The sequence below is a fragment of the Sphingopyxis sp. P1IMeth2 genome (assembly GCF_900185685.1).
GTDB lineage: Bacteria > Pseudomonadota > Alphaproteobacteria > Sphingomonadales > Sphingomonadaceae > Sphingopyxis > Sphingopyxis terrae_A.
In genome coordinates, this window is record NZ_FYAT01000013.1 from 24,262 (window position 1) to 43,905 (window position 19,644).

Here is a 19,644-nt window from a genome sequence, read left to right on the forward strand (position 1 = left end):
CGCCGGTCAGGGGCGGATCGACACTTTCCAGGCGAGCGCGACGCGCCAACCCTGATCGAAGCCGGGGGTGGGCTGGTTCCACGCATCGGCGAACTCGACCCCGATCGTCGCATTGTCGCGGTAGGACAGGCGCACCCCGCCGCCCCAGCTTCCCAGATCGAACCGGCTGCGCGATGTCGTGGGGCGCGCGAGCAGCGTCACATCGGCATAGTCGGCGAAGGCATAGACCTCGCTCTTCGCCAGCGCGCCCTTCGCCAGCGGGCGCAGCGCCAGTTCTCCGAAGCCTGCATAGCCGCGGTCGCCGCTAACCAGCCCGTCGTCGAAGGCGCGCCCGAAGCTGGCGCCGCCGACGCTGAAGCGCTGTGCCGCCGGCAGGCGGTCCCGCGTCCAGCGTCCGGTGGCGGCCGCGCGCAGCACGACGCGCTTGCCGATCGCCTGATTCGCCTCGACCGCTGCGTCGGCATGGAGGAACCCCGCTTCCCCCACCGCCGGATCGACGTGCGCGCCCGCAATGTCGAGGCCGCGCGAGACGCCGAGGTGGGCGCCGACGACGCTGCGGTCCTCGGTCAGGCGAAAGGCCAGCGCGCCGCTCGCGGTCCAGCTTTTCTCCGCCGCGAGAGTGGTGCCGAACAGGGCGTTGCGCGAATCGAGATAGTCGAGCCGCCCCGACAGGGTGAGCGTGCGCCGCGTGCTGCGGATCAGCGGGTGGGTGACCGCCAGCCCGCCGCTCCACGCCTTGCCGTCGATGGCGAGCGCACGCGGCCGGGTGCGCAGCGCCGCGACCGACAGCTCGGCGCGCGTGCCCGCGGCGCCCAGCGGCGTCGAATGGCGCGCGGTGATATAGAGCAGCGATTTGAAATCGACCGCCGCCGCGCCGCCGAGCTGGCTCTCGTCGCCGCTGCGCAGGAGGCTGTAGCCGCGCGCGGTCGCCTCGACGATGCCGTCGCGGACATAGGGGCTCGACCGCGTCGTGAAGCCGACGCCGAGCGTCGGGCGGCTGGCGTCGACCGCCAGATCGAGCGCCACCGCGCCGGGGCTGTCGCCGAGCGCCAGCGTCGGGGTGACCTTGGTGCCCGGAATGTCGGCGATAGTGCCGAGCGCGCGTTCGAACCGGGCGCGCGGCAATGGGGCTTGCCCTGGCAGTGGTGCGGCCATGCGCGCGATTAGCGGGGCGGGGCCGCCCTTCGCATCGCCGCTGATCGTCACGCGGCTTATATGCCCCTCGGCCGAGGCGACGGTGACGACGCCGTCCGCAAAATCCTGTTCGGGGATGACGAGCGTGAACAGCGCGACGCTCGACCGGTTGTAGGCGCGCGTCATCGCGGCGGCGAGGCGCTTCAGATTTTCGGTCGAGGCGGGGCGGCCGATATAGCGCTCGGCTGCCTTGGCGACATTGGCGGGAACGCCTGCCCCGATGAAGCGGACTTTGCGGATCGCGATGTCGGGGCGCCCCTGCGGCGCCGTGCGTGCCGGCGACGGCGCTGCGATCTGGGGATCGGGAAGCGGGAAAGGCCGGTCGCTGGTCGGGGACAGCGGCGGGCGCCCCGGTTCGAGCGGGGTGGTCGACGATTGGGCGGCGGACGCCGCGGCGGGCAGGAGCATCGCTGCTGCCAACGCCGCGGCGCCGCACCGGTTCGGGCTGCGCATGATCGCGATCAATCCCCGCGCGGCGGCTTCAACCCGCCGAGGAGGCCGCCGACACCCTGGGTGACGCCCGAGACCAGACCGCCTTTTTCGGTGCCTGAACCCCCGGCCTGACCGCCTGCCTGACCGACTACGCCGCCGACGGTGGTGCCGACCGTGCTGGTCAGCGTGCCGACCAGATTGCCCGCCCCGCTGCCCGGTGTGCCGGTCCCCGGCACCGCGCCGCCAAGACCTCCGAGCAGATTGCCGCTGCCGCCGGGTTGCAGCGTCACGAGGTTGCCGTTCGACCCGACCCCGACGGTCAGCAGCGATCCGTTGGTCTGGCCGGGCGATAGGATGCTCGCCCCGATCAGCGGCGAGGCGTCGGGCGACCCGATCGCGGTGGCTTTGCCGATCGTCGCGGTGACAAGTTCGCCGGGCGCGGCGGCAAGGCCGTCGAGCAGATATTGCTGGCCGTTGCCCGTCTGGACGAGCGCGACGCCGGTGCTCTTGACCACGCCGACGACCGTGCCGACGAGGTTGGTGCCGCCGGGCAATTTGCTGTCGACCGCATTGGCGAGGAGCAACGTCTTGTCGGCGACGACATTGACGAGGCCGCTCGATTTGACGAGCACGCCGCCGATCACCGGATTGACGTTCGCAGGGTCGCCGGTGTTGGCAAGCAGGCCGGTGCCCGCGATACCGCCCGGCCCGACCAGACCGCCGACAGCCAGCGCGCCCGCATCCCCAAGGCCGAGCGCGCCGCCGGCGGGGCCAGCGGGGCCTTGCGGTCCGGCGGGCCCTTCGGGGCCTTGCGGGCCGGCAGCGCCGGTCGGTCCGGCCGGGCCGACCGCGCCGACGCGGTAGCTTCCCGACGATTCGCAGGCGCCGAGCGCCAGACAGACGGGCAGGGCGATGAGCAAGGAAATGCGACGATCAAGACGCGTCGAAACCATGGACGTTCTCCTTCACGCGTGGATATGGTCCCTGTCCAGAAGACGCCGCCTCCCCGAAAAAAGTTTCGTCTTTTCCAATGGTTAATTCGGATTTCGGCGCGCATGTTGCCGCTTGGGCCAAGCAAATGCGCGCCATTCGGCCGGTTCCGGAAATATCGGGCATTAACCCTCTATTTCGCGACGGGACGTTGCGCGCGCGGCGCGGGGTAGCGCTTCTGTTCCGCTATGGCACGCAAGGCGCGGCGGCATGGCAGGGCGCCGCGGCGCTTGATTTGCGAGGCTGGCTCGCCTAGCGGCAGCGGCCAGAACACGGAGATTTCAGATGACCGATACGCCCCCCGACCGCCTGTCGACCAACCCCCGCTCGCCTCATTTCGACATGGAGGTGCTGCAACGCGGCATCGGCATCCGGTTCAAGGGCCAGGAACGTACCGACGTCGAGGAATATTCGATCTCGGAAGGCTGGATCCGCGTCGCGGCGGGCAAGTCGAAGGATCGTTTCGGCCAGCCGATGACGATCAAGCTGTCGGGCCCGGTCGAAGCCTGGTTCGAAGATGCCGGGGCCGAGAGCGACGAAGCGTCGGACGACTGAACGGCCTTTCGCCATTGCAAGCGCAGCGAAGCAATCTCCGGCTGTCGATCTGGAGATTGCTTCGCTGCGCTTGCAATGACGATTAGCGGTTAGACTTTGCTCAGTTCAACTCAGCGCAGCGAAGCGGCGACGACGTCGAGGCCGTTGCCCGGCTTCCAATTGTTGCTCGCCCACACCGGTGCGTCGAAGGTCGAGCTGTCGGGCGCGCTGTCGCTGTCGGGATAGATGAAGCCCTGCACCGGGTTGGCGCGCAGGCCGAGATCGCCGATCGGCGCATACCAGACGCGCACCGCGCTCCAGTCGCCAGCGTCGCTGACGTCGACGACGCGGACGTTGCGCTCGATCTGGCCGCGGCGGCCGTTGATCGGCGACCAATTGGCATGATCGATCAGGATTTCGCGGTCGCTGATGACCTTTTTCACGACGGCGACATGGCCCAGCGGCATGCCGCGGGTCGCGGCGAATGCCATGACGGCACCCTTCCGGGGTTCGTGGCCACGCTTATATTCACCGGCCGCCTGCGACCACCAGGTCTTGGCATTGCCGCGGATTTCGACACCCGATTCCGAACGGGCGAAGGGGACGCACTGGAGATAGCTCTGCGCGGCGGCAGGAAGGCTGACGAGCAGCGAAGCACACAACGCAAATGCACCCAGAAAGCGGCGATGAAGCATGAAAGGCGACCCCCCATTGGCTTGTCTTCAAGCGTTGCAGCGTCTCTGCCACAGGCTTTCGCAACCACCACCCGTCTAGCGGTGAGTTGCGCCGTTGGTGCGGTGGGTGGGGGAACCTTTTGTTAAGCCGTGCAATTCGTCGCTCAGGCTCTTCGCTTCGTCGCCGAACGGGCATTTCGGCGCCGCGGCGGACCGATGCGGAAGCGGTGAACCGAGGGCGCTCAGGCCGCCGCGGTCGCGATCGATTCGGGCGGCCGGAACAGCGTCAGCACGTCAGTTGCCGGCATCGGACGGCCATAATAATAGCCTTGGATATTGCTGCACCCGAGCGTGCGTAGCGTGTCGACCTCGACTTCGGTTTCGGCGCCTTCTGCGGTCGTAGACATGCCGAGGCTGTCGGCGAGCGCGACGACGGCGCGGATGATCGCGATCGATTCGATGCTGCCCTTTGCGGCGCCGACGACGAAGCTGCGGTCGACCTTGATGGTCGAGAATTGCGTCTTGCGCAGATAGCCGAGCGATGAATAGCCGGTGCCGAAATCGTCGAGCGACAGCCGGACGCCGAGGCCGATGAGTTGGTCGAGCAGCTGCGCTGCGCCGCCGCCGTCGCGCAAAAAGACGCTTTCGGTCACTTCGATCTCGAGCCGCTGTGGAGGCAGGCCGCTCTGCGCGAGCGCGGAGACGACAACCGAGGCGAAATTGGGATCGGTGAGCTGTTCGGCCGACACGTTGATCGCGATCTTCAGATTCGACGGCCAGCGCATCGCTTCGGCGCAGGCGGTGCGCAGCACCCATTCGCCGATCGGGCCGATCAGGCGGCTGTCCTCGGCCAGCGGAATGAAGCGGCCGGGCGATACGCTGCCGAGTTTCTGGTTGGTCCAGCGGATCAGGGCCTCAAAGCCGTTGAGCGTGCCGTCCTCGGCGGTGACGACGGGCTGGTAGTAGAGTTCGAACTCCTTGCGATCGAGCGCGCCGCGCAATTCCTGCTCCATCACGCGCCGTTCCTCGGCCTGGGCGTGAAGCGAGGCGACATAGGCGGCGACGACATTGCCGCCCTTGTCCTTCGACTTGTAGAGTGCAAGGTCGGCGTTGCGGGTCAGCGTTTCGACCGTATTGCCGTCCTGCGGCCCGATCGCATAGCCGACGCTGGCGCCGACGAAGAGCTGGTGATTGTCGACCACATAGGGCCGGCTGATCGTCGCGATGATCCGCCGCGCCAGATCCTCGATCTCCTTGGACGAGACGATATTGTGAAGCACGACCGCGAATTCGTCGCCGCCCAGGCGGCCGCAGGTCATGCCCTGTTCCATCATGCTCTTGAGCCGCGCGGCGACCTGCGCGAGCAATTTGTCGCCGACCGGATGGCCGAGCGTATCGTTCACCGCCTTGAAGCGATCGAGGTCGATCATCATCATTGCACAGCGTGATTTCGCCTCGAGCGCGTGGGTCAGTGCGCGCGCCAGGTCTTCGTGCAGGCTCAGCCGGTTGGGCAGGCCTGTCAGATTGTCGAAGCGCGCCATCTTGGCAATCTGTTCGGCGGTGGCATGTTGTTCGGTGACGTCTGATCCGACGCCGCGGAAGCCGAGGAACTTGCCGCTCTCGTCGAGGCGCGGCGATGCCGACAATTCCCACCAGCGGCGCTTGCCGGCGATCGTCACGGGGACGATCAGGTTTGAAAAGCTTTCGCGTCGCTTCATCCGTTCGGCCATGTCGTGCAGCGCCTTGGGAAAGGTCGCGCTTTCCCATGCGTCGCCCGACAGCGCCCGAAGCAGCGGAATGCCTTCGAGTGCCTCGGCGCTGCCGCCGAGCGCATAGGCAAGGCGCGGCGATACATGGACCAGCCGGCGCGAATTGTCGGTCTGCCACAGCCAGTCGGCCGAGGTGTCCTCGAACTCGCGCAGCAGCAGGCTGACCGTCTCGGACTTTTCGTGCAGCACCGTTTCGGCCCGGCGGATACGGATGTGCGTCTGCGCAAAGCGAAGGCAGAAGGTGGCGAGGAGCAGCCCCGCAACCATCGTCACGCCGGTCAGCTGCGGCGCGCCTGCCGCCGCGGTCGCGAGCGAGGCCGAAAGCGTGACGGGCGCGATATAGAGAATGCAGGTCAGCGGCATGCTGTGCGCGACCATCGTCAGCGCGAGCATCAGCAGCAGCGCGATCGTCCACAGCGAAAGGACGTGGTCGAGCGTGGGCGTCAGACCCTGCAACCAGAAGGCGCCGCCCCAGAGCAGCGCCGAATACAGCGCATGGCGATGACAAAGGCGAAACTCTGCCGCGGTCGCGAATTTGGGATCGTCGAGCGGCAACCTGTCGAAGGTGCGGAACGACCATATCGAAAAGGCGAGCGTGACGAGGAGCCACCCGACGACGACCGGCCACGCCGTTTCCATCATCATGGTGAACCCCGCGACCAGCGCCATACCCCCGTTGAGAAGGAGGCGCAGTGCGCCCCGGCCGCGCAGCGGCGCGATCTGGAGCTGGCGCAGGTCGCCGACCGCTTCGTCCTGCCGGGTCAGGCCCAACAGGGTGCGCAGCGGAAGATCATCGTCCGAAATCTGGTCGCTAAACAGGCTTTTCACGCCGCTTGCATAGCGAAAGCGGGTTACCCGAAAGTAACCGCGCGCTTCGCTTCGTCGCATTTTCTGTACCGAAGCGGAACAGAATTGGCGCTGCGCACCGTTCGGCTCAGGCGGCGATCCGGAAGGGCTGGATCTCGCCCGCCAGATATTGCGCGCGCGCCTTCGAGCGGCTGAGCTTGCCCGAGCTGGTTCGCGGCAGCGTGCGCGGCGGGATCAGCTCGACGAGGCAGTTCATGCCGGTGATCGCGCGGACCCGGTCGCGGATCGTTTCGTGCAGCGCCGCGCGTTCCTTTTCGTCGCTGGTGCGGCATTGGACGAGCACCGCCGGCGTCTCTTCACCGCCCGGCGTGGTGATCGCGAAGGCGGCGATGTCGCCCGACTTGAAGCCCGGCAATTGTTCGACCGCCCATTCGATATCCTGCGGCCAGTGATTCTTGCCGTTGATGATGATCATGTCCTTGGCGCGGCCGACGATATAGATGTAACCATCTGACAGATAACCCATATCGCCGGTATCGAGCCAGCCGTCCTTCATGCAGGCGGCGGTCGATTCGGGATCGCGATAATAGCCGGTCATCAGCGACGGGCCGGTGCACCACACCTTGCCGACGGTCTGGTCGGGAAGGATATTGCCGTCCTCGTCGCGAACCTCGATCGTCATGTCGCGCACCGCGCGGCCGCAATTGACGATCGCGCGGTAGCGGGTCGGACGTCCGGCGTCGCCGCTGGCCCCCGACAATTCGGTTTCCTCGACCAGTTCGACGACGATCCCCTCGCCCGGCGGCATGATGCTGACCGCCAGCGTCGCTTCGGCGAGGCCGTAGCTCGGCAGAAAAGCGCTCGCCTTGAAACCCGCGTCGGCGAAGGCGTCGACGAAGCTTTGCATCACGTCGGGGCGGATCATGTCGGCGCCGTTGCCGGCGACGCGCCAACGCGACAGGTCGAAGCGGTCGGCGACATGCGTCTGACTGGAAATACGGCGCGCGCAGATGTCGTAGCCGAAGGTCGGCGAATAGCTGAGCGTCGTGCCGCTGTTCCGGCTGATGAGATCGAGCCAGGCGAGCGGACGGCGGGCGAAATCCTCGGTCTTCAGATAGTCGACCGAGACCTGGTTCGCGACCGGCGACAGGAAGCAGCCGACGAGCCCCATGTCGTGATACCAGGGCAGCCACGAAATGCAGCGGTCGCTGTCCCGCAATTCCATTCCGTGCGCGTGCGCCGCGAGATTGTTGAGCAGTGCCGCATGGGTGACGGCGACCCCGTGCGGGAAGCGCGTCGAGCCACTGCTATATTGCAGATAGCAGGTTTCGTCGGGCTTCTGTTCCGGCAGGTCCGCGACGGGGGCCGGGCGCGCCGCAAATTCGCTCCAGTCCATCGGCTGGACGCCGCGCTGTTCGGCGGCTTCGGTCGCCATGGCGGCGATTTCCGGCGGGAAGAACAGCATCTTGGGGTCGCAGCTCGTGAGCTGGACGACAAGCTGTCCGACATAGGAATCGCGCCCGCCGAAGCTGGTCGGCAGCGGCAGCGGCACCGGCCAGGCGCCGGCATAGATGGTGCCGAAGAACAGCGCGGCAAATTCGGCGCCGGTTTCGGCGACCAGCGCGATGCGGTCGCCGGGCTGTACCCCCGCCGCCACGAGGCGATAGGCAGCCTCGAGCGCATCGGCCTTGAGCTCGCTATAGGGATAGGGGCGGATCAGGCGCCCGCGCGGATCGTGAAAATTGAGCCCGCGCGTACCCGCGGCGGCATAGTCGAGCGCTTCGCCGACGGTGGCGAAGTTCGAAAAGCGGCGCGGCTGGGCGCATTCGGTCGGGGTGGGGACAAGCGCCTCCACCGCAGGAGCGGAATTTTCGGTCATAAGGGGTGTCGAATCCCGGGAAACGGGGGATGCGGCAACAAGCATGTCATCTTCCGGTGCCATGATGAGCGTGCGCGATCCCTGACTGTTTGAACATAATCGCCCATTTTTCCGGGCTTTCCGCCGGGCATAGGGGCTCTGATCGTTCTCAATCGGACCCGACTGTGGCATAAACATGGCATATGGCCAACCGCCGCACTCCGTCCGACCGAAGCAAAAAGCCGCTCGACGCATCGCGACTCGACGAATTGGCGCTCGCCTATGTGGCGCGATTCGCCACCAGCCGGGCGAAATTGCTGCGCTATCTGGGGCGCAAGCAGCGCGAGGCCGAATGGACCGATGCGGCCGATCCGCGTGCCGCTTGCGACGCGATCGCCGACCGTATGGAGCGGCTGCGCTACCTTGATGACCGGCAATACGCCGCGATGCGCGGCGCCGCGATGACGCGGCGCGGGCTGGGCGCGCGGCGCGTGCGCGCGCAGCTTTTCGTCGACGGCATCGACGAAGCGGATGCGGGCGAGGCGATCGACGCCGCCGAGGGCGCGGCGATGGCTTCAGCCCTCGGATTTGCGCGTCGCCGCCGCTTCGGTCCGTTCGCGCGCCAGCCGCTCGACGATCCCGCGCAGCGCGAGCGCCAGATGGCCGCCTTCGCGCGCGCCGGCCATTCGCCGGCGCTCGCGCGGCGCATCCTCGCTGTCCCGCCGGGGGACGCGGCGGCGCTGGCCGCGCTGGACGCCGAGGCGGCGCTCGATTAGGCAGCGGCGCTGAACGTCCGGTACCCCGAAACCGGCGACAAGAAGGCGACCAGAAAGTCGACAAGGAGATGCCGATGCGAGCCATGCTGACCGCCCTCATCCTGGCGCTCGCGCTACCCGTCGCGGGCTGCGACAAGGGCGCCGAGGCCGAAGCCGGCGCCGAGGCGACGGTGCCGCTGATCATCGCGATGGCGGGCACCACCCACCGCTTTCGCGTCGAGGTCGCGCGAACCGAGGCCGAACAGGAAAAGGGGCTGATGTTCCGCACGTCGCTGCCCGCCGATGGCGGCATGCTGTTTCCGTTCGCCAAGCCGAAGATCGCCAATTTCTGGATGAAGGACACGCTGATCCCGCTCGACATGATCTTCGTGCGCGCCGACGGCAGCATCGACCGGATCGCCGAAAACGCCATCCCCGAATCGCTCGATCCCGTCGTCAGCGGCGGCGAAGTGGCGGCGGTGCTCGAGCTGGCGGGCGGTACCGCGGCGAAGCTGGGGATCGATGAAAGCGCCAAGGTGACGTGGCAGGACGCAAAGTAGGGGCGGGGCAGGCGCTAATGGCGCCGCTTTTCGCCAAAGACCGCTTGCGAAGCCCGCACGCTTGCCTGTAAACGCCACCGCCATGAGCATCTTGGGCAAGATTTTCACCTGGTGGGACGGCGCGACCGTCGGCACGCTGCTGAGCAGCTGGAAAAATGGCGAGCAGGTAGGCGAGGACGGCCTTGGCAACCGCTATTTCCGGTCGCGCGACGGCAAGCGCCGCTGGGTGCTCTACAAGGGATCGAACGACGCGAGCCGCGTGCCGCCCGAATGGCACGGCTGGCTGCACGGCACCTTCGACGAACTGCCGTCCGACGTGCTGCCCGCGCCACGCCCCTGGCTCGCCGAGCCGACTGCAAATCTGACCGGCAGCCTGGGTGCCTATCGCCCCGCCGGCGCGCTCGAACGCGGCGGGCATCGCGCCGCCGCGACTGGCGATTACGAGGCCTGGCGGCCCGGCGCCGACTGAGCGCCGTGGCGACGCCGCTTTTCCGTTCCGCGCTGATCGCGCTGCTCGCGGCGACGACGCTGGCCGGCTGCGATCGCGGCAACCAGACCAAGACGACGAGCAACATCCCGCAGATCGCCAAGTCCGAAACCGTGCCGCAGGAAGTCGGCGGGATCGAAGGCGCGACCCCGATGGCCGAACGCGTTGCAGTGGTGGGCCTGCTCAACAAGCGCAACGGGCTGGTGCAGGATCTGACGATGAAGCCGGGCGATACCGCGCGTGTCGGCCGCGCGATCGTTCGCCTGCGCGCCTGCGAACAGACGGCGCCGTGGGAAGATCCCCCCGAAACCGGCGCCTTCGTGCAATTGTCGGTGCAGGATCAGCGCGACAATAAATGGTATCGCGTCTTTTCGGGCTGGGTGTTCAAGGAACGCCCCGAGCGCAATGTGATCCAGCACCCGATCTATGATGTCTTCGTCAAAAGCTGTGCGATGACATATCCGGGCGGCGAACCCGTCGCGCGCTCCGCACCCAAGGCAGTATCGGCGCCCAAGGCATCGAGCGCCGACCAGTCGCCCGCCGGGAATGGCGGCGAGGGTACTCCGGCTCCGGCCGCTCCCGCGGCGGCGCCCAAGGCCGCATCGCCGGCCCCCGACAGCACCGAGTAAAGCCGCGCGAGATAGGCGGCCTGGGGCATTTCGATCGCGCCCAGGCTGGCGAGGTGCGGCGTCATGAACTGGCAATCGAGCAGCTCGAAGCCCCCGGCACTGAGCCGCGCGACGAGATGCGCGAGCGCGATTTTCGAGGCGTCGCGCATCCGGCTGACCATCGACTCGCCGAAAAAGGCGCGCCCCAGCGACACGCCATAGAGGCCGCCGACCAACTCCCCGTCGTACCAGCATTCGACGCTATGGGCATGGCCCATGCGGAACAATCGTTCGTAGCTCGCACGGATCACCGGGTTGATCCACGTCGTCGGCCGGTCGTCGGCGGCTTCGGCGCACAGCGCCGTCATCGCGGGAAAGGCGGTGTCGGTGGTGACGCGGAAACGGTCGGCGAGCAGCAGCTTGCGCAGGCTGCGCGACAGGTGAAAGCCATCGAGCGGCAGGATCGCGCGCAGCCGCGGTTCGACCCAATGGACCGACGGGTCGTCCGCCCCGTCGGCCATCGGGAATATCCCCTGCGCATAGGCGCTGAGCAGCAGCGCGGGGTCGATCGTTTCGAGCGGCTTGCTCAGCTTGCCGGCTTCACGAACTTCAGCGTCATGCGGTCCGATTCGCCGATCGCGACATATTTTTCGCGGTCGATATCCTTGTTGGTCAGCGTCGGCGGCAGGCTCCACACGCCCTTTTCATAATCGTGCGTGTCCCGGGGGTTGGCGTTGACCTCGCTTTCGCCCGCCAGCGTGAAGCCGGCGGCTTCGGCAAAGGCGACGACCGACGAGCGCTTCATATCGCCGCTCTTTTCCTCGAGTGCCGAATCCATCGCCTCGGGCAGGCGGTGGTCGACGACGCCGAGTACGCCGCCGGGCTTCAGCATCGCATAGATTTGCTGGAATGCTTCGGCGGTCTTGTCCATGCCGCCGAAGCGCCAGTTGTGGACGTTGCGAAAGGTCAGCACCACGTCGGCGCTGCCGTCGGGCACTTTGGGTCCGGCACCGGTTGCAGGAAATTCGGCGAGCTTGACCGCGCCATAGGCGTCGGGCTTGGCCTCCTGCCATTTGCGGACCGTATTCAGCCCGCGCTCCCACGGGGCCGCGGCATAGAGCGTGCCGCCACCGCTTTGGGTCAGCGGCGCCAGAATCTCGGTATACCAGCCGCCGCCCGGCCACAGCTCGACGACCGTATCGCCCGGCTTCACGCCGAAGAAGGCTAGCGTTTCGGCGGGATGGCGCGCCGCGTCGCGCGCGACGTTGGCGGGGGTGCGGGTCGGCGCCGCCACCGCTGCGGCGATCGCGCCGTCCGGCGCGGCACCGTGTGCACCATGATCGCCATGTCCGGCGTGCGGATCGGCCATCGCGAACGCCGGAGCGGTGGCGGCAAGAAGAGCGGTTGCAATAATCGGAAGCGAACGCATATCGGCACCTCGTCACTGGGGGGGGGGGGGAAGATCCCCTGTTTGCGAAGGGTTGAGCGTCAATGCAAGTGTCGATGCTGTCGGTGAGCGTAACTGCTGCGATCCTGTTCGGTGTCGCCGAACTCGCCGAGTGGCGCCGCCGCAATCGCCACGACGTCGACAACGTCGGTTTCATGCCGTGGCGCGGCATCGCGCTGGTGAGCGTAGCGGTCGCGATCGTAGCGGCGGCGCTGGCGCTCAAGCCCTAAGCGTCACCTCCCCCCGCAGGCGGAGTTTACAGGCAGGCCTCGAGGTACGGCTGATCGAAGCCGTACTGGCGCGCCTTTTCCAGCGTATAGGGACGCAGGCCCATCGAGCGATATTCGCCGATGATCTTTCCGTCCTTGTCCTCGTCCAAATATTCGAACTTGAACAATTCTTGGGTGACGATGACGTCGCCTTCCATGCCGATTACCTCGGTCACGTTGGTCACGCGGCGCGAGCCATCGCGCAGACGCTTGATCTGGACGATCAGGTCGACCGAGTCGGCGATCTGTTTCGAGATCGCTTCCTTCGGAATCTTGATGTCGCCCATCAGCACCATATTTTCCATACGGCCAAGGCATTCGCGCGGGCTGTTCGAGTGCAGCGTACACATCGACCCGTCGTGACCGGTGTTCATCGCGGCGAGGAGGTCGAAACACTCCGCGCCGCGGACTTCGCCCATGATGATGCGGTCAGGACGCATACGCAGCGCGTTCTTCACAAGGTCGCCCATGTGAATGGCACCGTTGCCTTCAAGGTTCGCGGGGCGCGTTTCGAGCGGCAGCCAGTGCGGCTGCTGTAGCCGCAATTCGGCGGCATCCTCGATGGTCAGCACGCGCTCGCCGGGGTCGATCATCTTGGAGAGCGCGTTGAGCATCGTCGTCTTACCCGAACCCGTACCGCCCGAGATGACGATGTTGAACCGGCTCGCGCCTGCGATCTTCAGCGCGGTGCACATCTTCTGGCTCATCGCGCCCCACTGACAGAGCATGTCGAGCGTGATCGGCTTGGCCGAGAATTTACGAATCGAGATCGCGGTTCCGCGAAGCGAGAGCGGCGGCACGATCACGTTGACGCGGCTACCGTCCTTGAGACGGGCGTCGGCGAGCGGCGTTGTCTGGTCGACGCGGCGGCCGACCTGGTTACAGATGCGCTGGGCGATCTGGAAAAGATGCTGTTCATCGCGGAACTGGATCGGTGCGATGACGAGCTGGCCCTTGCGCTCGACATAGGTCTGATACGGGCCGTTGACCATGATGTCGCTGATGTCGGGGTCGGAGAGCAGCTCTTCGAGCGGGCCGAAGCCGAGCAATTCGTCGACGAGCACCTTTTCGAGCGCGAATTGCTCGCGGCGGTTGAGCGTGATGCGCAGCTCGGCGAGCACTTCGAGGATGATCGGGCGGAATTCCTCGGTCAACTCGTCCTTCGACAGCGTCGCCGCGGCCTCGGGATCGACGCGTTCGAGCAGGCGCGGCAGCACCTGTTCCTTGATTTTGTGGACGCTGGCTTCGAAGCCCTGCGCCTTTTCGGGCTCCATCGCCTCGGCGGTCGACCGCTGGTTCAGCCGCTCCATCGCCTCCATTTCGGGGCTCAGGTTCGACGGCGGCGGGGGTGCCTCGGCGGCCGGCGTGTCGATCGCAGGAAATTGCGCGCCGCCGGCCATGCCGGGGCCAGCCTGCATCGGCTTGGCCACGCCAAAGGCGGGGCGGCCTGCGGTTCCGGGACGGCGTCCGAATGCACTCATCGCTTCTTCCTGCTTCGACTCTACAGACTGGGAAATCGGCCACATTTGATGGCCAAACCCCCATTCGACACGGTGAATAAATCGGAAACTTTGATATTGTCCTAATGCGCCGCCCGGCTTTTCGGGAACCGACCGGCAAGGGGTGACGCGGCGTGCGGAAGCGCGCTATCAGGTCGCCGATGCGCGAGAAGGAATTACGCTTTGCCCTGATCTGCTACGGCGGCATCAGCCTTGCCGTCTACATGCACGGCATCACCAAGGAAGTGTGGCGGCTCGCGGCGGCGTCGCGCACCTTTCACGACGAGGCGGAACCGGCGGCGGTCGATGCCTATGGCGAATTGCTGGTCGCGCTCGCGGCGCGCAGCGGGATCAAGCTGCGCGTCCTTGCCGACATCATCGCGGGCGCCAGCGCGGGGGGGATCAACGGCATTTTCCTCGCGCGGGCAATGGCGACCGGCCAGTCGCTCGACCCGCTCACCGAATTATGGCTCGACGATGCCGATGTCGACCGGCTGATCGACCCGGATGCGCGGCCGTTGTCGGCGGCAACCAAATTCTGGGCGGTGCCGATCGCCGGCTGGGCGATGAAGCGGCGCGGCAATGTCATCGACCGCACGGTGGGCGAGGGCGCGCAGGACGAGGTGCGCGCCAAGCTGTCGCGCTTCGTGCGCGCGCGCTGGTTCGAACCGCCCTTCGGCGGACAGATTTTCTCCGGCCTGCTGCTCGATGCCTTCGATGCGATGGCGTCGGGGCCGCAGGGGCGGCCGCTGCTGCCGGCGGGTCAGCCGGTCGACCTGTTCGTCTCGGTGACCGACTATGCGGGGCACAGCATGCCGCTCGCGCTCAACAGTCCGCCGCGCGTGACCGAGCAGGAACACCGGCTGATCATGCATTTCCGGCAGGACGGCCGCGCGGGCAAGCGGCTCGACGACGTCCCCGGCCTCGCTGCCGCGGCGCGCGCGACCGCCAGCTTTCCCGGCGCCTTTCCGCCCTTCACGCTGCGCGAACTCGACAGCGTGCTCGAAAAGCGCGGCATCGCCTGGCCGGCGCGCGCCGATTTCGTCCGCGTCCAGCTTCCGACGGGGAGCGAGGCCGACCCCTCCGACCGGGTGCTCATCGACGGGTCGGTGCTCGCAAACGCGCCGTTCCGTCCGGCGATCGCGGCGCTCAAGCAGCGGCCGGCGCGGCGCGAGATCGACCGGCGCTTCGTCTATATCGATCCCAAGCCCGATTATCGCTCGATCAGCTTCGGCAAGCCTGGCGAGGCAGGCGAGGGCGAAGCGCGCCGCCCGCCGGGCTTTTTTTCGACCATCCTCGGCGCACTGTCCGAAATTCCGCGCGAACAGCCGATCCGCGACAGCGTCGAGGCGATCGAGAATATGTCGCGGCGCATCCGCCGCATGCAGCGCGTCGTCGATGCGATGAAGGTCGAGGTCGAGGAGCAGGTGGCGGCGCTGTTCGGCACGACCTTCTTCCTCAACACCCCGACCCCGGCGCGGCTCGACCGCTGGCGCGCAAAGGCGCAGGCCGAGGCGGCGGCGCGCGCCGGCTTCGCCTATGCGCCCTATGGCCACCTCAAGCTCTCGGCGGTGGTCGAGGAGCTGGTCGCGCTGATCGACCGGCTGGCACCGCCCGAGGGCGACATCCATCAGCGCAACCGGCGCGACGCCGTGTGGGACGAAATCCGCAGCCGCGGGCTCGACCGCATTTCGGGCAAGCGCGGTTCGGGCGCGAGCACCGACGCGATTGCCTTTTTCCGCACCCACGACCTTGGCTTTCGCATCCGGCGTCTGCGCTTCCTCGCGCGCGAACTCGACGCCGCGGTCGAGGCAAAGCGCGATGCGCCCGATCCGGCGTGCGAGACGATGCGAGGCGCGATCTACACCGCGCTCGGCCTCTATCTCGAACGCGAGGGCGACCAGTGGCTCGAGCGGCTCGACGTGCCCGCCGACGCCAGCGCGGCGCAGTGGATCGACGCGATCGCCGAACGGCGCGATCTGGTCAGCGTCGATGCCGATGCCGATATATTGATCGCCGCCGCGCTCGGCAGCCTGCCCAAGGACGACCGGCGCACGATGCTGCTCGCCTATCTCGGCTATCCTTTTTACGACATTGCCACCCTGCCGCTGTTGCAGGGCGAGGGGTTCGACGAATTCGATCCCATCAAGATCGACCGCATCTCGCCGTCGGACGCGACCGCGATCCGCACCGGCGGCGCGGCGTCGATGCTCAAGGGGATCGAGTTCAACAGCTTCGGCGCCTTCTTCAGCCGCGCCTATCGCGAGAATGACTATCTGTGGGGGCGGCTCCACGGTGCCGACCGGCTGATCGACATCGTCGCGTCGAGCGTCGGCGGCGAGGGTGCGCTGCGCACCGACGAACTGGCGGCGCTCAAACGCCGGGCTTTCTACGCGATCCTCGATGAAGAGGAACCGCGCCTACCCAAGGTCGCGGCGCTGATTGCCGAATTGCGGGGCCAGATTGGGTAACTCACCCGTCATTGCGAGCGAAGCGAAGCAATCTCCAGCTATCGAGGTGGTAGGACGATGGCTGGAGATTGCTTCGTCGCGGCGCTCCTCGCAATGACGAGGTGAGAAGTATGGAAGCCTAATCCGTCAGATCGTCCCACATTTCCTTGAGCCGTCCGAAAAAGCCCTGGCTTGCCGGGCATTCTTCGCCGGTCTCGGTTTCGCGGAACGCCTGCAGCAATTCCTTCTGCTTGGCATTCAGCCGCGTCGGGGTTTCGACGTCGATCTGAACCACCAGGTCCCCGTGGCCGCGACCGTTGAGCACGGGCATCCCGGCGCCGCGCTGACGAAGCTGCTTGCCCGACTGGATGCCCGCGGGAATGCTGATGTCATGCTTGCGCCCGTCGAGGCCGGGGATGGTGATGCAGCCGCCGAGCGCGGCGGTGGTGAAGCTGATCGGCGCGCGCGTGAACAACGTCGTGCCTTCGCGTTCGAACAGCTTGTGCCGCGCCATGTGGAGGAAGATGTAGAGGTCACCAGCCGCTGCGCCGCGCGCGCCGCTTTCGCCTTCGCCCTGCAGGCGGATGCGCGTGCCTTCATCGACGCCGGGCGGGATTTCGACGGTCAGCGTCTTGCGCCGGTCGACACGGCCTTCGCCGTGACAGGTGCCGCACGGGTCGGTGATGACCTCGCCCGATCCCTGGCAGTGCGGGCAGGTGCGCTCGACCATGAAAAAGCCCTGCTGCGCGCGGACCTTGCCGTGGCCGTTGCAGGTGGTGCAGCGGTGCGTCGCGGTGCCGGGCTTCGCGCCCGACCCGTCGCAGACGTCGCAGCGCGCAGCGACATCGACCTGAATCTCGCGGCTGCAGCCGCCAAAAGCGTCTTCGAGCCGGATTTCCATGTCGTAGCGCAGGTCGGCGCCGCGCGCGGGGCCGCGCTGCTGCTGCCGACCGCCGCCGAAAGCCGACCCGAAGATCGATTCGAAAATGTCGCCGATATCGCCGAATTCGGCGCCGCCACCGAAGCCGCCGCCCGGGCCGCCGCCATTCTGGAACGCCGCCTTGCCGAAGCGGTCGTAGGCTGCCCGCTTTTGCGGGTCTTTGAGGCAATCATAGGCTTCGTTGATTGCCTTGAACCGCGCTTCGCTGTCGCCGCACCCCGGATTCTTGTCGGGGTGGTATTTCATGGCGAGCTTGCGGTAGCTGGCTTTCAGCGTCGCGTCGTCGGCGCCGCGCTCGCATTCGAGCAGTTCGTAATAATCGATGTCGAGCGACATGGTCTATCGGCCCCCTCTGCCCCGCCGCGCCGGGAAGCGCGACGGGGAGAGTTTCATGCTTACTTCTTGTCGTCTTCGACTTCGGAGAATTCGGCATCGACGACATCGTCGTCGGCCTTCTTCTCGTCAGCATCGGCGGCGGGCGATGCCGCGGCCTGCTGTTCCTTTTCGTAGATCGCCTGGCCCAGCTTCATCGCGACCTGCGCCAGCGCCTGCGCCTTTTCGGTCATCGCAGCGCTGTCCCCGCCTTCGACGGCCGTCTTGGCTTCGGCGATCGCCGCTTCGATTTCCGACTTCAGCCCGGCGTCGATCTTGTCGCCATGCTCGGCGATCTGGCGCTCGGTCGTGTGGATCAGACTTTCGGCGTTGTTCTTCGCCTCGGCTGCCTCACGGCGCTTCTTGTCCTCTTCGGCGAACTGTTCGGCGTCCTTGACCATCTGGTCGATGTCAGCATCCGAAAGTCCGCCCGAAGCCTGGATCTTGATCTGCTGTTCCTTGCCGGTGCCCTTGTCCTTCGCGCTGACGTTGACGATACCGTTGGCGTCGATGTCGAAGGTCACCTCGATCTGCGGCACGCCGCGCGGCGCCGGCGGGATGCCGACCAGATCGAACTGGCCGAGCATCTTGTTGTCGGCGGCCATTTCGCGCTCGCCTTGGAACACGCGGATCGTCACCGCCGACTGATTGTCGTCGGCGGTCGAATAGACCTGGCTCTTTTTAGTCGGGATCGTCGTGTTGCGGTCGATCATGCGCGTGAACACGCCGCCCAGCGTCTCGATGCCGAGGCTCAGCGGGGTCACGTCGAGCAGCAGCACGTCCTTGACGTCGCCCTGCAGCACGCCCGCCTGGATCGCCGCGCCGATCGCGACGACTTCATCGGGGTTGACGCCGGTGTGCGGTTCCTTGCCGAAGAAATCCTTCACGACTTCGCGCACGCGCGGCATGCGGGTCATGCCGCCGACCAGCACGACTTCGTCGATCTGGCTAGCCGAAACGCCTGCGTCCTTGATCGCCTTCTTGCACGGTTCGAGGGTCCGCTTGATCAGCTCTTCGACCAGCTTTTCCAGATCGGAGCGGGTGATCGTCTTGACGAGGTGCTTCGGCCCGTTGGCGTCGGCGGTGATGAAGGGCAGGTTGACCTCGGTCGTCGCGGCCGATGACAGTTCGATCTTCGCCTTTTCGGCGGCTTCCTTCAGCCGCTGAAGCGCCAGCTTGTCGCCGCGCAGGTCGATGCCTTCGTCCTTCTTGAAGCCGTCGGCCAGATATTCGACGATCTTGCTGTCGAAATCCTCGCCGCCCAGGAAGGTGTCGCCGTTGGTCGACTTCACCTCGAACACGCCGTCGCCCACTTCGAGCACCGAGATGTCGAAGGTGCCGCCGCCAAGGTCATAGACCGCAATGGTCTTGTTCTCGCTCTTGTCGAGACCATAGGCGAGCGCGGCCGCGGTCGGCTCGTTGATGATGCGCAGCACTTCAAGGCCGGCGATCTTGCCGGCGTCCTTGGTCGCCTGGCGCTGCGCGTCGTTGAAGTAAGCCGGAACGGTGATCACCGCCTGCTCGACCTTTTCGCCCAGATAGGCTTCGGCGGTTTCCTTCATCTTCTGAAGGATGAAAGCGCTGATCTGCGACGGCGAATAATCTTCGCCGCCCGCCTTGACCCACGCGTCGCCGTTGGCGCCCTTGACGATGGTGTAGGGGACGAGTTCCATGTCCTTCTTGGTCATGGGGTCGTCAAAGCGGCGGCCGATCAGGCGCTTCACCGCAAAAATGGTGTTTTCGGGATTGGTGACGGCCTGGCGCTTTGCCGGCTGGCCGATCAGGCGCTCGCCATCCTTGGCGAAGGCGACGATCGACGGGGTCGTCCGCGTGCCTTCCACATTTTCGATAACCTTGGGCTTGCCGCCTTCCATCACCGCGACACAGCTGTTCGTGGTGCCGAGGTCGATCCCGATCACTTTGGCCATAGTCTCAACGTCCTTATCATTTTCCGGCGCCCTAAAGAGGCGCGCCGCACATGGGTTCCCTTGCGGGTTTG

At 66.5% G+C, this 19,644-nt stretch carries 16 protein-coding genes and 1 pseudogene; 7 read left to right on the plus strand and 10 right to left on the minus strand.

What is annotated here, in order from left to right:
- Positions 1–6: 6 nt before the first annotated feature.
- Together P1IM2_RS11450 and P1IM2_RS11455 are read right to left on the minus strand one after the other, a co-directional pair.
- Positions 7–1,647, minus strand: coding sequence for a ShlB/FhaC/HecB family hemolysin secretion/activation protein (locus tag P1IM2_RS11450; RefSeq protein ID WP_186402565.1), 1,641 nt, complete (start codon positions 1,645–1,647; stop codon positions 7–9).
- A gap of 8 nt (positions 1,648–1,655) precedes the next feature.
- Positions 1,656–2,579 (minus strand): hypothetical protein, encoded by a 924-nt coding sequence (locus tag P1IM2_RS11455; protein WP_186402566.1) that lies wholly within the window; start codon positions 2,577–2,579, stop codon positions 1,656–1,658.
- Between the two features lie 322 nt (positions 2,580–2,901).
- Between P1IM2_RS11455 and P1IM2_RS11460 the strand changes: the two genes are divergently transcribed.
- Positions 2,902–3,171 (plus strand): DUF3297 family protein, encoded by a 270-nt coding sequence (locus P1IM2_RS11460; RefSeq protein ID WP_186402567.1) that lies wholly within the window; start codon positions 2,902–2,904, stop codon positions 3,169–3,171.
- Between the two features lie 110 nt (positions 3,172–3,281).
- On the opposite strand, the gene P1IM2_RS11465 is transcribed toward P1IM2_RS11460, so the two are convergent.
- The 3 genes from P1IM2_RS11465 to P1IM2_RS11475 all read right to left on the minus strand — a co-directional run bounded on the left by P1IM2_RS11465 (position 3,282) and on the right by P1IM2_RS11475 (position 8,279).
- Positions 3,282–3,845 (minus strand): CHAP domain-containing protein, encoded by a 564-nt coding sequence (locus P1IM2_RS11465; RefSeq protein ID WP_003040706.1) that lies wholly within the window; start codon positions 3,843–3,845, stop codon positions 3,282–3,284.
- 221 nt (positions 3,846–4,066) lie between these two features.
- A complete protein-coding gene (locus P1IM2_RS11470; RefSeq protein ID WP_062900712.1) occupies positions 4,067–6,421 on the minus strand; it encodes a putative bifunctional diguanylate cyclase/phosphodiesterase in 2,355 nt (784 codons plus the stop codon).
- A 106-nt stretch (positions 6,422–6,527) separates the two neighbouring features.
- On the minus strand, positions 6,528–8,279 hold the full coding sequence (locus tag P1IM2_RS11475; protein WP_062900711.1) for a fatty acyl-AMP ligase: 1,752 nt from the start codon (positions 8,277–8,279) through the stop codon (positions 6,528–6,530).
- 182 nt (positions 8,280–8,461) lie between these two features.
- On the opposite strand from P1IM2_RS11475, the gene P1IM2_RS11480 reads away from it, so the two are divergent.
- The 4 genes and pseudogenes from P1IM2_RS11480 to P1IM2_RS18950 all read left to right on the plus strand — a co-directional run.
- The gene (locus tag P1IM2_RS11480) at positions 8,462–9,034 is read left to right on the plus strand and encodes a RecX family transcriptional regulator (RefSeq protein ID WP_186402568.1); all 573 of its coding nucleotides are present in this window, start codon (positions 8,462–8,464) and stop codon (positions 9,032–9,034) included.
- 74 nt (positions 9,035–9,108) lie between these two features.
- Positions 9,109–9,573 (plus strand): DUF192 domain-containing protein, encoded by a 465-nt coding sequence (locus P1IM2_RS11485; RefSeq protein WP_062902980.1) that lies wholly within the window; start codon positions 9,109–9,111, stop codon positions 9,571–9,573.
- A gap of 82 nt (positions 9,574–9,655) precedes the next feature.
- Positions 9,656–10,042, plus strand: a complete 387-nt coding sequence (locus P1IM2_RS11490; protein ID WP_003040693.1) for an NADH:ubiquinone oxidoreductase subunit NDUFA12 — start codon at positions 9,656–9,658, stop codon at positions 10,040–10,042.
- A gap of 236 nt (positions 10,043–10,278) precedes the next feature.
- A pseudogene (locus P1IM2_RS18950) lies at positions 10,279–10,449 on the plus strand (DUF2155 domain-containing protein); the annotation flags it as partial.
- Between the two features lie 35 nt (positions 10,450–10,484).
- Here the strand turns inward: P1IM2_RS18950 and aat are convergent.
- Positions 10,485–11,258, minus strand: coding sequence for a leucyl/phenylalanyl-tRNA--protein transferase (gene aat, locus P1IM2_RS11500; protein WP_217373569.1), 774 nt, complete (start codon positions 11,256–11,258; stop codon positions 10,485–10,487).
- On the minus strand, positions 11,255–12,097 hold the full coding sequence (locus tag P1IM2_RS11505) for a class I SAM-dependent methyltransferase (protein WP_186402569.1): 843 nt from the start codon (positions 12,095–12,097) through the stop codon (positions 11,255–11,257). The genes aat and P1IM2_RS11505 overlap by 4 nt, the downstream gene beginning before the upstream one ends.
- A 62-nt stretch (positions 12,098–12,159) precedes the next feature.
- On the opposite strand from P1IM2_RS11505, the gene P1IM2_RS11510 reads away from it, so the two are divergent.
- On the plus strand, positions 12,160–12,345 hold the full coding sequence (locus P1IM2_RS11510) for a hypothetical protein (protein WP_186402570.1): 186 nt from the start codon (positions 12,160–12,162) through the stop codon (positions 12,343–12,345).
- A gap of 26 nt (positions 12,346–12,371) precedes the next feature.
- On the opposite strand, the gene P1IM2_RS11515 is transcribed toward P1IM2_RS11510, so the two are convergent.
- Entirely contained in the window at positions 12,372–13,865 is a 1,494-nt protein-coding gene (locus P1IM2_RS11515; RefSeq protein ID WP_003040680.1) for a CpaF family protein, read from the minus strand.
- Between the two features lie 179 nt (positions 13,866–14,044).
- Between P1IM2_RS11515 and P1IM2_RS11520 the strand changes: the two genes are divergently transcribed.
- A complete protein-coding gene (locus P1IM2_RS11520) occupies positions 14,045–16,354 on the plus strand; it encodes a patatin-like protein (RefSeq protein ID WP_062900708.1) in 2,310 nt (769 codons plus the stop codon).
- A gap of 118 nt (positions 16,355–16,472) precedes the next feature.
- Here P1IM2_RS11520 and dnaJ read toward each other — a convergent pair whose 3' ends face one another.
- Together dnaJ and dnaK are read right to left on the minus strand one after the other, a co-directional pair.
- Positions 16,473–17,609 carry a molecular chaperone DnaJ gene (gene dnaJ / locus P1IM2_RS11525; RefSeq protein WP_186402571.1) on the minus strand — a complete coding sequence of 379 codons (1,137 nt, stop codon included), beginning with the start codon at positions 17,607–17,609 and terminating at the stop codon, positions 16,473–16,475.
- Positions 17,610–17,668: 59 nt separating this feature from the next.
- Positions 17,669–19,573, minus strand: coding sequence for a molecular chaperone DnaK (gene dnaK, locus P1IM2_RS11530; protein ID WP_062900706.1), 1,905 nt, complete (start codon positions 19,571–19,573; stop codon positions 17,669–17,671).
- Positions 19,574–19,644: the final 71 nt, after the last annotated feature.